This window comes from Pseudomonas sp. Marseille-P9899 (assembly GCF_903166565.1).
In the GTDB taxonomy this organism is placed as follows: domain Bacteria; phylum Pseudomonadota; class Gammaproteobacteria; order Pseudomonadales; family Pseudomonadaceae; genus Aquipseudomonas; species Aquipseudomonas huaxiensis.
The window spans coordinates 375,850-390,857 of record NZ_CAESCG010000005.1 but is presented as its reverse complement, the minus strand read 5'-3'; the positions used below and the strand labels follow the sequence as shown (position 1 = coordinate 390,857).

General features: G+C 62.3%; 11 protein-coding genes. 5 read left to right on the top strand and 6 right to left on the bottom strand.

Annotation, left to right across the window (positions count from 1 at the left end):
- Positions 1-105 precede the first annotated feature (105 nt).
- The gene (locus HWV67_RS24220; RefSeq protein ID WP_095158892.1) at positions 106-1,866 is read left to right on the top strand and encodes a cation:proton antiporter; all 1,761 of its coding nucleotides are present in this window, start codon (positions 106-108) and stop codon (positions 1,864-1,866) included.
- On the opposite strand, the gene HWV67_RS24215 is transcribed toward HWV67_RS24220, so the two are convergent.
- The 4 genes from HWV67_RS24215 to uvrD all read right to left on the bottom strand — a co-directional run bounded on the left by HWV67_RS24215 (position 1,860) and on the right by uvrD (position 6,580).
- The gene (locus HWV67_RS24215) at positions 1,860-2,681 is read right to left on the bottom strand and encodes an alpha/beta hydrolase (RefSeq protein WP_256680190.1); all 822 of its coding nucleotides are present in this window, start codon (positions 2,679-2,681) and stop codon (positions 1,860-1,862) included. The two genes, HWV67_RS24220 and HWV67_RS24215, sit on opposite strands and share 7 nt — an antisense overlap.
- A 152-nt stretch (positions 2,682-2,833) precedes the next feature.
- Entirely contained in the window at positions 2,834-3,241 is a 408-nt protein-coding gene (locus tag HWV67_RS24210) for an SMI1/KNR4 family protein (RefSeq protein WP_095158893.1), read from the bottom strand.
- A gap of 120 nt (positions 3,242-3,361) precedes the next feature.
- The gene (locus HWV67_RS24205; RefSeq protein ID WP_110969824.1) at positions 3,362-4,216 is read right to left on the bottom strand and encodes a Tim44 domain-containing protein; all 855 of its coding nucleotides are present in this window, start codon (positions 4,214-4,216) and stop codon (positions 3,362-3,364) included.
- 180 nt (positions 4,217-4,396) lie between these two features.
- Complete coding sequence (uvrD, locus tag HWV67_RS24200) at positions 4,397-6,580, bottom strand: DNA helicase II (RefSeq protein ID WP_175653083.1); 2,184 nt, start codon at positions 6,578-6,580, stop codon at positions 4,397-4,399.
- 235 nt (positions 6,581-6,815) lie between these two features.
- On the opposite strand from uvrD, the gene HWV67_RS24195 reads away from it, so the two are divergent.
- Positions 6,816-9,686, top strand: a complete 2,871-nt coding sequence (locus HWV67_RS24195) for a putative bifunctional diguanylate cyclase/phosphodiesterase (RefSeq protein WP_175653082.1) — start codon at positions 6,816-6,818, stop codon at positions 9,684-9,686.
- A 3-nt stretch (positions 9,687-9,689) separates the two neighbouring features.
- On the opposite strand, the gene zwf is transcribed toward HWV67_RS24195, so the two are convergent.
- Entirely contained in the window at positions 9,690-11,132 is a 1,443-nt protein-coding gene (gene zwf / locus HWV67_RS24190) for a glucose-6-phosphate dehydrogenase (RefSeq protein WP_175653081.1), read from the bottom strand.
- 103 nt (positions 11,133-11,235) lie between these two features.
- On the opposite strand from zwf, the gene hexR reads away from it, so the two are divergent.
- Complete coding sequence (hexR, locus tag HWV67_RS24185; RefSeq protein WP_175653080.1) at positions 11,236-12,102, top strand: transcriptional regulator HexR; 867 nt, start codon at positions 11,236-11,238, stop codon at positions 12,100-12,102.
- A gap of 170 nt (positions 12,103-12,272) precedes the next feature.
- A complete protein-coding gene (locus tag HWV67_RS24180; protein ID WP_095158899.1) occupies positions 12,273-12,491 on the top strand; it encodes a PA3496 family putative envelope integrity protein in 219 nt (72 codons plus the stop codon).
- Here the strand turns inward: HWV67_RS24180 and HWV67_RS24175 are convergent.
- A complete protein-coding gene (locus HWV67_RS24175; RefSeq protein WP_175653128.1) occupies positions 12,433-13,380 on the bottom strand; it encodes a LysR family transcriptional regulator in 948 nt (315 codons plus the stop codon). The genes HWV67_RS24180 and HWV67_RS24175 overlap by 59 nt on opposite strands.
- A 204-nt stretch (positions 13,381-13,584) precedes the next feature.
- Here HWV67_RS24175 and HWV67_RS24170 point away from each other — a divergent pair, with 204 nt between their 5' ends.
- Positions 13,585-15,000 carry an acetyl-CoA carboxylase biotin carboxylase subunit gene (locus tag HWV67_RS24170; RefSeq protein ID WP_110969821.1) on the top strand — a complete coding sequence of 472 codons (1,416 nt, stop codon included), beginning with the start codon at positions 13,585-13,587 and terminating at the stop codon, positions 14,998-15,000.
- Positions 15,001-15,008 lie beyond the last annotated feature (8 nt).

Here is a 15,008-nt window from a genome sequence, read left to right as displayed (position 1 = left end):
AACAGGTCTATTTCCTACATTTAAAACAGAAACGTCCGCAACTCAATCCGAGCTGGGGTTGGGTCGCGCTTTGTTCTTCGCATGAGAAGTAAGGAGCGTTACGCCGTGCATGCCATCAGCTTTATCCAGGATCTGGCGGTGATCATGCTGGTTGCCGGTGTAGTCACCATTCTCTTTCATCGTCTCAAGCAGCCCGTCGTGCTGGGCTACATCGTCGCCGGCTTCATCATCGGCCCGCACACCCCGCCATTCGGCCTTATCCACGACGAAGACACCATCAAGACGCTCGCCGAGCTCGGGGTGATCTTCCTGATGTTCTGCCTGGGCCTGGAATTCAGCCTCGGCAAGCTCTTCAAGGTGGGCGCCACGGCGTTCATTGCCGCGTTCCTGGAAATCGTCCTGATGATCTGGATCGGTTTCGAAATCGGCCGCTGGTTTGGCTGGAGCACCATGGACTCGCTGTTCCTCGGCGCGATCCTGGCGATTTCCTCCACCACCATCATCGTCAAGGCGCTCAATGACCTGAAGATGAAGAACGAGCGCTTCGCCCAACTGATCTTCGGCGTGCTGATCGTCGAGGACATCCTCGGGATTGGCATCATCGCGCTGCTCTCCGGCATCGCCGTCAGCGGCACGGTCAGCTCTGGCGAAGTGTTCTCCACCGTTGGCAAGCTGTCGCTGTTCATGATCGTCGCGCTGGTGATCGGCATCCTTCTGGTTCCGCGGCTGTTGGCCTACGTGGCGCGCTTCGAAAGCAATGAAATGCTGCTGATCACCGTGCTCGGCCTGTGCTTCGGCTTCTGCCTGCTGGTGGTCAAGCTGGAATACAGCATGGTATTGGGCGCCTTCCTGATCGGTGCAATCATGGCCGAGTCGCGACAACTGGTGAAGATCGAGCGCCTGATCGAGCCGGTTCGTGACATGTTCAGCGCCATCTTCTTCGTCGCCATTGGCCTGATGATCGACCCGACGGTATTGGTGGAGTACATCTGGCCGATCGTGGTTATCACCATCGCGGTGGTACTGGGCAAGATGCTGTCCTGCGGCATGGGAGCCTTTATCGCCGGCAACGATGGTCGTACCTCACTGCGTGTCGGGATGGGCCTGTCACAGATTGGCGAGTTTTCCTTCATCATCGCCGCGCTGGGCATGACCCTGCAGGTGACCAGCGACTTCCTGTATCCGGTGGCCGTAGCGGTGTCCGCCATCACCACGCTGCTGACGCCGTACCTGATCCGTGCCGCCGATCCGCTGTCGATAAAGCTGGCCAAGGTGGTCCCGAGCCGTTTGTCCCGGGTGCTGTCTTTGTATGGCGAATGGCTGCGTAGCATTCAGCCGCAGGGTGAGGGGGCGATGCTGGCGTCGATGATCCGGCGCATCCTGTTGCAGGTTGGCGTGAACCTGGCGCTGGTGGTGGCGATCTTCTTCAGTGGTGGTTATTTCGCCGTACAGATCGGGACCTATCTCACCCACTGGCTGCCAGATATTGGTCAGCAGAAGGCGCTGATCTGGGGCCTGGCCTTGCTGCTTTCGCTGCCGTTCCTGATTGCCGCGTACCGCAAGCTCAAGGCGCTGTCGATGTTGCTGGCGGAAATGGGTGTGAAGCCGGAAATGGCCGGCCGTCATACCCAGCGCGTGCGCCGGGTGATCGCCGAGGTCATTCCGCTGCTCTCGCTGCTGGTGATCTTCCTGCTGCTCTCGGCGTTGTCGGCGAGCATCCTGCCGACCAACGAGCTGCTGCTATTGATCGCCGTGGTGGCGGCGGGTGTGGTGGCGTTGCTCTGGCGCTGGTTCATTCGGGTACACACGCGGATGCAGATCGCCTTGCTCGAAACCCTCGAGAACCAGAAAGAACATCATCATTGAGGCGCGCAGCGCAGTGGCCGGTCGCGCCACTGCGCCCAGGCCTCAGCCCAGCCTTCCGCATGATCGACCCCCGGCAGGCGGACACTCTCGATGCACGCTGCGGGGCCCAGTGCGCTTCGGTAATGTTCATAGAGCGCTGGCGGCACCGTGCGGTCGTCCAGGCCGAGAAAGTGTCGCTGCGCGACCCGAGCTAGCCGTCCCGAGCGGTCCAGTGGTTCCAGCGAACCGTGCAGAGGGCTCAAGCCCAGGCTTTGCGTCCACTGGCGCGGGCTGAGGTTGCCGGCCAGGGTCTGCACTACCGCGATGTCGTCGCGTTTTGCGGCGAGCAACAGCGCCAATGCCGCGCCGCCGGAGTAACCGATCAGCTCGAAATCCCGATTGCCATAGTGCTGTCGAATACGGTCCAGGGCCTGGTCGAGGCTGTCGAGTGCCGCCTGGCCGAAACGCTGGTCGGTCCAGACCACGGGTTTGCACGCCGGGCTGCTGACGAACTGACAAGGTCGCGCGAGGTACACGCTCGGTTGAGGATCGCTCATTGCCAGGCGGGCCAGCAGCAGCGTGCGCGGGCTGGGGTCGAGGCTGGGTTGGGTTGCGGTAGCCCAGGCATGGCCGTCGCCTTCCAGATAGACACGCAAGCGGCTGCCGGAGGGGCGCGCTAGCGGGAGGCTCATGGCGAGGGGAAACGGTCGGGACGACTCGAGGGTGACGCGGTGGGCGTGCTCGGTGCTCAGTTCCTGCAATTGCGTCAGAGGCGCCTGACAGCCTGCGAGCAGCATCAGCGTAAATGACAGCAACCAACGAGGATGAATCGACATCGAAGACCCGTAAACGGCGAGGGGGCTTCCTGTGCGTGCGGGACGTATGTCCGAGGGGATGGAGCGGTAGCGGCCCGCCACGCACAGGAAGACGCGGCGGATTCTACGAACATTGATGGCCAAGAGCCATTAATTTGTATAAGGGAATTGATTCAGCTTTCCAGCCAGACATCCCGCACCCAGTGCCACACCGACTCCCAGCTTTCTTCGGTGACGATCTCTTCTTCGCCGGACCACAGCACCACGGTGCCGTCTTCCTCGACGCAGTAGTAATCGTCGCCGTCCTGGCAGATCGGAATCAGGTCGCGCGGCACGCCGGCGTCCCAGGCGTTCGCGGCAACTTCCGGCAGGTAGGTATGGGATTGTGGATCGGTGACAGTCACCGGCTCCAGGCTGCCATAAACCACATCACTGACGGTCAGCAGGAATTCCTTGAAGACAAACGGAATGTTGATGAACAACTCTTCTTCGATTTCGACCAGTTGGTCTTCGTCGGGTAGCTCAAGCGGTACCGGTACCGGTTCGTTGGCTTCACGAAGCTGTTCGATGACTTCTTCCACGGTGCTTGTCCTCTGTGTCCTGACCTTTTCAAAGCGTTGCGCGTTATACCCTAGTAGGGCGGTGCGCTAAAAGCAAAACCCCGGGCAAGCCCGGGGTTTTTTCTGTGCGGCGCCTCAAGATCAGCCGTTCTGGCGGATACCTGCGACCAGCCAAGGCTGGTTCTCGCCTGGAGCACGCTCCATGTTCCAGCTTTCGCTGAACACTTCGCCCTTGTCGAAACGCGAAGTCTTCGACACACCACTGAAGGTCAGAGTGGCGATGGTCTTGTCGGCACGATCGTCGACACCTTCAAGCTGCACTTGCAGGTCATCAATGTAGGTGGACTGGAAGGTGTCACCCAGATCGGCACGCTCCTGCTTGAGGAACTGCAGCATCTGCGGGGTCACGAACTCGGCGATCTTGTCCATCTCGTTGGCATCCCAGTGCTGTTGCAGCGACTGGAAGTGGCTGCGGGCGGCCGCCAGGAAGTTCTGCTCATTGAACCAGGCCGGGGCGTTGATCACCGGGCGGGCGGCCGCGGCAGGTGCAGAGCCACCGAAGATCGACGGCTGGGCAGGCTGCTCGTAGGCTTCACGCTGATACGGCGGGTGGCCAGCGGCTGCCATTTGTGGCTGCTGCTGCTTGCGACGGCGCGCGGCGATGAAGCGGAAGACCAGGAACGCAATCAGCGCCATGATCAGGATGTCGAAGATCTGCATGCCTTCGAAACCATCGCCCATCAGCATGGAGGCCAGCAGGCCACCTGCGGCGATACCGGCCAGCGGGCCGAGCCATTTCGAAGCGCCGCTGGCGGCGGCAGGAGCACGGCCTGGCGCGTTCGGGGTGGCGGCAGGGTTGGCAGGGGTGGCCTGACGGGCCTGGTGCGTCGGTGCGGCGCCCGAGCTCTTGCCGCCGCCGAAGCGCTTGGCGTTGGCGTCGAGGCTCATGGTGAGACCGATGCACAGCGCCAGGGCGATGCTTAGAAAACGTTGCATAGAAGGGTATTCCCGTTTGTGGATTACACGCGCGCCATGGTGCACAGGTTCCCTGACACATGACCAGCGACAACATGTTTCCATCTTTTGCCTGAAAAGTCTGACCGCCTACACAGCAGGCCATGGGCCTTTCCTTCATCTATAGAAGGAAAGGCCCACGCCCATGGTCGGATTTTTCTCTTAGATGGCTTCGAGCTTGGCGTAGCCGAGCATCAGCCACTTGCTGCCTTCGGCGAAGTTCACCTGGACCCGAGCCTGGGCACCGGAACCCTCGAAGTTGAGAATGACACCTTCGCCGAATACCGCGTGCTGGACGCGCTGACCGAGGTTGAAGCTGGTCTGCGGGATGTTGGCGTTGGCGAACAGGCTGTTGACGGTCTGTTTCTGCGCGCCGGAGAAGGGTCGGCTGACACTGTTGGACAGGCGCACTTCCTGGACCAGACCTGCGGGGATCTCGCGTACGAAGCGGGAAACCTTGTTGTAGGTCTCGCTGCCGTACAAGCGTCGGGTTTCCGCGTAGGTCATGACCAACTGCTGCATGGCGCGGGTGATACCCACGTATGCCAGGCGCCGTTCCTCTTCGAGACGGCCGGGCTCTTCCAGGCTCATCTTGTGCGGGCACAGGCCTTCTTCCATGCCCACCAGGAACACATGAGGGAATTCCAGGCCCTTGGCGCTGTGCAGGGTCATCAACTGGATGCTGTCTTCGTGCTCGTCGGCCTGGGCATCGCCGGCTTCCAGCGAGGCGTGACCGAGGAAGGCCGACAGCGGCGACAGGTCGGCATCTTCCTCGGCGCTCTCGAAGTTGCGCGCGGCGCTGACCAGTTCCTCAAGGTTTTCTACCCGTGCCTGGCCCTTTTCACCTTTTTCTTCCTGGTGATAGACGATCAGCCCGGACTGCTCGATGACGGTCTGGGTCATCAGGTGCAGCGGCATGTCCGTGACTTTGGCAGCGAGGTTTTCGATCAGCTCGATAAACGCGCCCAAAGCGCTCGCGGCGCGGCCCTTGAGGGCTTTGTTGGCGAGCAACTGGGCCATCGCTTCCCACATGGAAAGCTGGGCGTGGCGGGCATGTTCACGGATGGCTTCGACGGGTTTTTCGCCGATGCCCCGCGGCGGGACGTTGATAACCCGTTCCAGCGCGGCGTCGTTGCCACGGCCTTCCAGCAGACGCAGGTAGGCCATGGCGTTCTTGATCTCGGCACGCTCGAAGAAGCGCGGGCCGCCGTAGATGCGGTAAGGAATGCGTTCGCGCAGCAGCGCCTCTTCCAAGACACGCGACTGGGCGTTGGAGCGGTAGAGGATGGCGATGTCGCTGCGGGACATGCCGGTCTTCAGCGCGCTTTCGATGGTTTCCACCACGTAGCGGGCTTCGTCGTGCTCGTTGAAGGCGGCGTACAGGCTCAGCGGCTCGCCATCGCCACCATCGGTCCAGAGTTCCTTGCCCAGACGCCCGCTGTTGTTGGCGATCAGGGCGTTGGCAGCCTTGAGGATGCCGGCGGTGGAGCGGTAGTTCTGCTCCAGGCGGATCACTTCGGAATCGGGGAAGTCGGTAGAGAATTGCTGGATGTTCTCGATCCGCGCGCCGCGCCAGCCATAAATGGACTGGTCGTCGTCGCCGACCACCATCAGGCTGTCGCCACCTTGGGCCAGCAGGCGCAACCAGGCGTACTGCACGGCGTTGGTGTCCTGGAACTCGTCCACCAGCAGGTGACGGAAGCGCCGCTGGTAGTGCTGCAGCAGGCCGGGGCTGTCACGCCACAGGTCCAGGGCGCGCAGCAGCAATTCGGAGAAGTCGATGACGCCGGCGCGTTGGCAGGCGGCTTCGTAGGCTTCATAGATGCTGCGCATGGTGCCCAGGAACAGGTCGCCATTGACCTGGATGTGCTGGGGCCGCAGGCCTTCGTCTTTCTGTCCGTTGATGAACCACTGCGCCTGGCGGGCCGGCCAGCGCTGCTCATCCAGGCCGAGGTCGCGGATCACCCGCTTGACCAGGCGTTGCTGGTCATCGCTGTCGAGGATCTGGAAGTTCTGGTTCAGCCCGGCTTCCTGCCAGTGCGCGCGCAGCAGGCGGTGGGCCAGGCCGTGGAAGGTGCCGACCCACATGCCGGCCGGGCTGATGCCCAGCAACTGCTCGATGCGGTGGCGCATCTCGGCGGCGGCCTTGTTGGTGAAGGTCACCGACAGGATCGAGTGCGGCGAGGCCCGTTCGACCTGGATCAACCAGGCGATACGGTGCACCAGCACACGGGTCTTGCCGGAGCCGGCACCGGCCAGGACCAACTGACGCCCGACCTGCGCGGCTACGGCCTGGCGCTGGGCATCGTTGAGGGAGTTCAACAGGAGAGAGAGATCATCGTGCATCCGCCCATTCTATGGGGGCAACAGAGCCATGGGCAAACCCGCCGGGGAAAAAGATGTGTCCGCCGACCGGCCGGTCATCGGGCGCAAGCCTTCGCCCGTGCGCTTGAGCGGTCGGCACGGAACAAAAGGATGGCAAAAGAGGGTACGAATTTATGACACAGAGCAGTTTGGCCTGAGCGGATGCTTGTGTATGCTCCGTCCACGTTTGCGGCTCACCATTACAAGAACATTGCCCATGACACTCGCATCTGGCCCCGCGAGCGTGCCAATCGAGGCGCGCCGAGGAATACGCAAGCAGTTCGCCACGCAGCTGGCGGTCGAGCGTACCCGTCTGTTGTATCAAGGTTCTCTGTTGCCGACGCTGTTCATGCTGCTCAACGGCCTGGTCTGCGCCTGGTTGTTGTGGAGCCCGCAGCGTTATCTGCTGGTGAGCATCTGGGTGGTGTGGCTGATGGCGCTGGTCGCCCTGCGGGTGATCCAGGTGGCCGCGTTCGACGCCGCCATGCCCGACCGCCAGGCGAAACCGACCTGGCGCCGGATGTTCCTCCTGGGCTCGGCCTTCAGTGGCTTGACGCTAGCCAGCGCGGCGATCGCGCTTGTCCCTGTGGATAACTTCGTGCAGCAGGCCTGGGTATTCGGCCTGCTCGGTGCCGCGACCCTCTCGGCCAGCGTGGCCTACGCCGTCAGCCTGCCGGCTTTCCTCAGTTTTGCCCTGCCATGCCTGCTGCCGCCGATCGCCTTCCTGTTCTGGACGGGTGATCAACAGCAGCAGGGCTGGGGCCTGCTCGGCCTGATTCTGTTGAGCGCATTGCTGGTGGTGGCCTGGCAGGTCAATCGGCTGATCGAGCACAGCCTGTTGCGACGCTTCCAGAACCAGGCGCTGATCGAGCATCTGCAAGCCGCCCACACCCGCAGCGAACGGCTCAACCAGGCACTGGCCGGGGAAGTCGAACAGCGCCGTGGGGTCGAGGAGCAACTGCGTGAAGCCCAGGCGGGGCTGGAGCACCGCGTGTTCCAGCGCAGCGCCGAGCTGGACGCCGCCAACCAGGCCTTGAGCAAGAGTGAGCAGCGTCTGGCCCAGGCGCTGGAGGCGAGTGAGCTGGGTCTGTGGGACTGGAACCTGCAAACCGACGAGGTGCATCACACCCAGCTCATGGAGCTGTTCGGCCTCAATCCCGACGGCGTCAAGGCGATGCTCGTGCATCTCAAGCCGCGCCTGCATCCTGACGACGTGCCGGCACTGAGGCGCACGCTGGTGGAACACCTCAAGGGTCGCACCGACGATTACCGTATCGAGTACCGTTTCCGCCACAACCTGGGCCACTGGTGCTGGATCGAAGACCGCGGTCGCGCCGTGGAGCGCGACAGCAGTGGCCGTGTAATAAGGATGATCGGCACCCGTCGCGACATCAGCGCGCGCAAGGCTCAGGAAGAACAGCAACGGTTGGCGGCGACGGTGTTCGAAGCGGCCAGTGAAGGGATCGCCATTCTCGGCCCGGATTACCAACTGCTGGCGCTCAACCAGGCGTTTTGCCGGATGACCGGTTACAGCCGCGAAGAACTGCTGGGCCGCAATGCTCTGGAATTACCCTGCAGCCTCGATGCACGGCGGCACTATGGGGCGATCGATCAAGCGCTGGAGCAGCAGGGGCGTTGGCAGGGCGAACTGGTCGAAGCGCGCAAGGACGGTTCGTTGTACCCGCAGTGGTTGCAACTGAACGGCGTCTGCGACAGTCGCGGCAATATCAGCAACGTTGTCGGCTTCTTCAGCGATCTTTCCGAGCGGCGCGAATCCGAGGAGCGTCTGCGCTACCTCGCCCATTACGACGAACTCACCGGCCTGGCCAACCGCGCGCTATTCCGCCTGCGCCTGCACGAGGCGGGGCAGCGCCTGCGTACCAGCGGCCGTAGCCTGGCGTTGATGCATATCGACCTGGATCGCTTCAAGCTGCTCAACGACAGCCTTGGCCATGAAGTCGCCGACCAGTTGCTCAAGCAGATGGCCATGCGCATCGGCAACGCGATGCCCGAGGCCGACACCGTGGCCCGGCTTTCCGGTGACGAATTCGCGGTTCTGTTCGATGGTTACAGCAATCTGTCGAGCCTGGTCAGGGTTGCCACCCGGCTGCTGGACAAGTTGCGGGTGCCGGTGCGGGTCGACGGTCATGAGCTGGTGATCAGCGCCTCGGTGGGGATTGCGCTGCTGTCCGACATGACGCTCGAACTGAACCAGTTGGTCAGCCAGGCGAACATGGCCATGCAGCATGCCAAGCACCTGGGCGGCGACAACTTCCAGTTCTATACCGAGAGCCTGCAGGCCAGCACCCTCGACCGCCTGCAACTGGAAAACCAGTTGCGCAAAGCCATCGAGGAGCGGCAACTGGAGGTCTACTATCAGCCCAAGGTGTGCCTTGCCAGCGGTCACCTGCACGCCGCCGAGGCGCTGGTGCGCTGGCATCACCCGGCCATGGGGATGGTGCCGCCGGGAGATTTCATCGGCCTTGCGGAAGAAACCGGACTGATTGCGCCCATGGGCGAATTCGTTCTGCGTCAGGCCTGCTGGCAGGCCTGTGAATGGCAGCGGCAGGGGCTGGCCCCGATCCGCGTGTCGGTGAACCTGTCGGTCTACCAGTTGCGCCAGGGCAAGCTGGTCAGCCTGGTGCGCCAGGTGCTTGAGGAAACCGGGCTGGAGCCGCAGTTGCTCGAGCTGGAACTGACGGAAAGCCAACTGCTGGACAGCGTCGAGCACATCATCGCGATCTTCCAGCAGTTGCATGAGCTGGGCGTGAAGCTGGCCATCGACGATTTCGGCACGGGTTATTCCTCGCTCAGCTACCTGAAGCGCTTCCCGGTGGATTACGTGAAGATCGACCAGACGTTCATCCGCGGCCTGAGTGAAGGCAGCGAAGACGCTGCGATCACCCGCGCGATCATTGTCATGGCTCACAGCCTGGACTTGCAGGTGGTGGCCGAGGGCGTGGAAACCCTTGAACAACTCAAGTTCCTGCGCGAGCAGGGCTGCGACGAGGTCCAGGGCTACCTGATCAGCCGCCCCGTCGAAGCCGCCACGCTCGCGCGGCTGCTTCAGGAAGACGCGGTCTGGTAGGCATCAGCCGTGCCAGGCGCGTCCGTGGCGGGCCAGCAGACTGTGGGCCTGCTCCGGGCCGTTGGTGCCGGCGTGGTAGGGGCGCGGTGTCTGGAAGTGCTCCTGCCAGCCATTGAGGATCGGGTCGATCCAGGCCCAGGCCGCCTCTACCTCGTCACGCCGCATGAACAGCGTCGAATCGCCATCCAGCACATCCAGCAGCAAACGCTCGTACGCCTCCCAGCGCCGTGTCTGGCCGAACACCTGGGCCAGGTTCAGGTTCAGCTCAACCGGTTCCAGGCGCATGCCCTTGCCCGGCGTCTTGGTCATCATCTGCAGGCTGATGCGTTCGTCCGGCTGTAGCTGGATCAGCAACTGGTTGGCGCGATCGTCCTCGAACAACCGATGTGGCACGGGCTTGAACTGGATGACGATTTGCGACGAGCGCTTGGCCAGCCGCTTGCCGGTGCGCAGGTAGAACGGCACGCCGGCCCAGCGCCAGTTGTTGATGTGGGCTTCGACGGCGACGAAGGTCTCGGTGTCGCTGTCGTTGTCCACATCCTTCTCGAAGTAATAGGCCGGCACTTCCTGGCCGCCGATCTTGCCGGCGCTGTACTGGCCGCGCACGGTCTTGTCCTGGACGTCCTGGTCGGTGATTGGCTTGAGGGCGCGAAGGATCTTCACTTTCTCGTCGCGTACCGCCTCTGCCTCGAACCGCGCCGGCGGCTCCATGGCCACCAGGCAGAGCAGTTGCAACAGGTGGTTCTGCAGCATGTCGCGGGTGGCGCCGGCGCGGTCGTAGTAGGCGCCGCGATTTTCCACGCCGAGGGTCTCGCAGACGCTGATTTGCACGTGGTCGATCTGGTTCGCACGCCAGACGGGCTCCAGCAGCGCGTTGGCGAACCGCAGGGCCATGAGGTTCTGCACGGTTTCCTTGCCCAGGTAGTGGTCGATGCGAAACACCTGGGATTCGTCGAACACTGCGCCAATCGCACTGTTGATGGCGGTGGCCGATTCCAGCGAGTGGCCGATGGGTTTTTCCAGGACGATGCGCGATTCGCTGTCCACCAAACCGGCAATGTGCAGGTGGGTGACGATGGGCACGAACAGGTTGGGCGCGGTGGCGAGGTAGTAGATGCGGGCCAGGCCACCGGGTTCGCCGAGGAAATGCGCCAGGCGGCCGAAATCAGCGCTTTGCGAGGCGTCCATGGAGAAGTAGTCGAGGCGGGTGGAGAAGCGGTGCCAGGTGTCTTCGTCGAAGTCGTTGCGGGCGATCTGGGCGCGGCAACGGCGCTCTGCAAGTTTTTGAAAACTATTGCGCGGCATGGGGCTTCGGGCCAGCGCGACGATCCTCACCGCAGGGTGCAGGCGAGCCTCGCGAAACAGGTGATAGAGCGCTGGAAGCAGTTTGTGCAGGGCTAGGTCACCGGTACCGCCGAAGACCAGAATGTCACAAGGAATAGTCAATACCACCACACTCCTGATTCGTTTAGCGGGGCGGTTCGCTGGTCATGTAGTATAACTACAAGATTGCTACAACCGGCCAGCCGATCATAACCGAGTCCCGCCATTGAATCTGTTGCAACACATCGCCCAGTCGCGCCACCTGCTACGCAAATCGGAACTCAAGGTTGCCGACCACGTATTGCTTGACCCTGCGGCGGTCATGCACAGCTCCATGGCTGATCTGGCGCACAACGTTGGCATCAGCGAGCCGACCATCGTGCGCTTCTGCCGGGCGATTGGCTGCTCGGGCTTCCAGGACCTGAACCTCAAGCTGGCGCAGAGCCTCGCCGCCGGTGCCAGTTTCGGTCAGTTTGCCATCCACGAAGATGACTCGGTCGCCGACTACAGCCTGAAAATCTTCGATACCACCCTGCACACCCTGATGGAAGTGCGCGAGAACCTCGACGCTCAGGCCCTGCAACGCGCAGTGACTGCCATGGCCCAAGCCCAGCGTGTCGAGTTCTACGGGTTCGGTGCTTCCGGTGCGGTAGCGGCCGATGCCCAGCACAAGTTCTTCCGCCTGCTGCTCAGCGCGGCGGCGTACTCCGACCCGCACATGCAAGCCATGTCGGCGGTAACCCTCAAGCCCGGCGACGTGGCGGTGTGCATCTCCCAGTCCGGTCGTTCCAAGGACCTGCTGATCACCGCGAACCTCGTGCGTGAAAGCGGCGCCACGCTCATCACCTTGTGCCCGAGCCAGACGCCTCTGGCCGAGTTGTCGACGGTCAACCTGGCCATCGATGTCCATGAAGACACCGAAATCTACACCCCGCTGACCTCGCGTATCGCTCACCTGGTGGTGATCGACGTGCTGGCCATGGGCGTGGCCATGGCCCGCGGTCCGAGCCTGGTCAACCACCTCAAGAGCGTCAAGCGCAGCTTGCGCAGCCTGCGGTTGTCGCCCAAGTCGCTGAAAAACGTGGAAGATTGAGCTTCAAGCTTCAAGCCATAAGCGGCTGGAAAGCACTTTCCCCCTGCTTTGCTTGCGGCTTGCAGCTTGTCGCTTGCCACTGCGTTTAACGCCTCTGTCACCCACTCGCCGTCAAACCGTCAACTTTGCCAGTCAGGCTGAAACTCCCGCACTCGATCAGGGGATATGCAATGGCTCGTGAACTCGATGGCTCGTATCAGCCCAGCGCCAAATCCCGTAAGCAACAGGAAAAAGACCTGCGCCGCATGGAGTATCGCCGCGCGATCGAAAGCTACTGCGAGCAGCGCCGCCTGCTCCAGGACATCACCGACTACCCCGACCTGCAAGCCGTCAATCTGTGGCAGGTATCGGCGGCAGAACCCCAGAGAAACGCTCAACAAGCGCGCTGATCTGCACACGTTCGCTGCGAATGAACGCAAGAAACGCCAAGGCCACCGGCGACTGCCGCTTGGCCTTGGATTGCACCACGCACCAGCTTCGGTACAGCGGCAGCTCTTCCACCGGCAACTCGCGCAGCACGCCGGTCGCCAGTTCCATATTCAACGCATGACGGGTCAGCAGGGCGATGCCCAGCCCGGCAATCACGCATTCGCGCTGGGCGTCGGCCGAGGCCACTTCCAGCGTCTGGGTGAAGTGCACGCGCTTTTCCTTGAAGTACTCCTCGCAGGCCTTGCGGGTGCCGGAGCCTTGCTCGCGCACCAGCAGCGTATGCGGCTCCAGATCCTGCAGGCGCAGGCTGTCCAGCTTGCACAGCGGGTGGTCGGGCGGGGCGACGGCGACGATCGGGTTGTTGAGGAACGGCAGAAATTCCAGGCCCATGTCCTGCGGGACCATCGACATGATGATCAAATCGTCACGATTGTCGGAAAGGCGCCGGATCGCCTGGGCGCGGTTGACCACCGTGAGCGTCAGGTTGACCTCGGGATGGAGCTTCTTGAACGCTGCGAACAAGTGCGGCACGAAGTACTTGGCGCTCGACTCGACCGCCAGCTTCAGTTGGCCCTGCAACGAGCCCTGCATGTCGGAAAGCTGCATGTCGAGGCTTTCCAGGCGGCCGAAGATGTCCCGGCTGGCGCGCTGCAGGGCCTCGGCGGCTTCGGTGAGGTAGAGTTTCTTGCCGACGTACTCGAACAGCGGCTGGCCGACCAGTTCTTCGAGCTGGCGGATCTGTAGACTAACGGCGGGTTGCGTCAGCGCCATTTCCTCCGCGGCGCGGCTGTAAGAGCGCAAATCGCACACTTCATTGAAGATCTGCAATTGACGCAATGTCATACGCATCAATGACTTACGCATGTTATCCCCAGCCCTTGGCAAAACCTTGTAACAGCACTATAAGCTTTTGCTAATGGAGCCTCTAACAAATATTGATTTTTGTTTATTCACCTACAGCGCTAGGGTGTTTGTGCGACTGGCCAGCTAGCTCTGGTCACGCGCCGACCGGCAGAGCCCGGTTGTTTGTCCAGCGGCTTTGGGAAGAATCCAGTGATAAAAAAAATCCTGATCGCCAACCGGGGTGAAATCGCAGTTCGGATCGTGCGGGCTTGCGCCGAAATGGGTATCCGCTCCGTGGCGATCTATTCCGACGCCGACCGTCACGCCTTGCACGTCAAGCGTGCCGATGAGGCTCACAGCATTGGTGCCGAGCCACTGGCCGGTTACCTGAACCCGCGCAAGCTGGTGAACCTGGCTGTGGAAACCGGCTGCGATGCACTGCACCCGGGGTATGGTTTCCTGTCGGAAAACGCCGAACTGGCAGATATCTGCGCGGAGCGTGGGATCAAGTTCATCGGCCCGGCCGCCGAAGTCATTCGCCGCATGGGCGACAAGACCGAAGCCCGCCGCAGCATGATCAAGGCCGGCGTACCGGTTACGCCCGGCACCGAAGGCAACGTTGCCGACATCCATGAGGCCCTGCAGGAAGGTGAACGCATCGGTTATCCGGTGATGCTCAAGGCCACGTCCGGTGGCGGCGGCCGCGGGATTCGTCGCTGCAACAGCCGCGACGAGCTGGAGCAGGCCTTCCCCCGGGTCATTTCCGAAGCGACCAAAGCCTTCGGTTCGGCGGAAGTCTTCCTGGAAAAGTGCATCGTCAACCCGAAACACATCGAAGCCCAGATTCTTGGCGACAGCTTCGGCAATGTGGTGCACCTGTTCGAGCGCGACTGCTCGATCCAGCGCCGCAACCAGAAGCTGATCGAGATCGCCCCGAGCCCGCAGCTCACCCCGGAACAGCGCGCCTACATCGGCGACCTGTCGGTGCGCGCGGCCAAGGCGGTCGGTTATGAAAACGCCGGTACCGTGGAGTTCCTGCTCGCCGATGGCGAGGTGTACTTCATGGAAATGAACACCCGGGTGCAGGTGGAACACACCATCACCGAGGAAATCACCGGCATCGACATCGTTCGCGAGCAGATCCGCATTGCCTCGGGCCTGCCGCTGTCGGTCAAGCAGGAAGACATCCAGCACCGCGGATTCGCCCTGCAGTTCCGGATCAACGCTGAAGACCCGAAGAACAACTTCCTGCCCAGCTTCGGCAAGATCACCCGTTACTACGCGCCCGGCGGTCCCGGCGTGCGTACCGACACGGCGATCTATACCGGCTACACCATTCCGCCGTACTACGACTCCATGTGTCTGAAACTGGTGGTCTGGGCGCTGACCTGGGAAGAAGCCATGGACCGCGGCCTGCGCGCCCTGGATGACATGCGTTTGCAGGGGGTCAAGACCACTGCCGCGTACTACCAGGAAATCCTGCGCAATCCGGAGTTCCGCAGCGGCCAGTTCAACACCAGCTTCGTGGAAAGCCATCCGGAACTGACCAACTACTCGATCAAGCGCAAACCCGAAGAGCTGGCTTTGGCCATCGCCGCCGCCATCGCCGCGCATGCAGGCCTGTGAGGAACCCA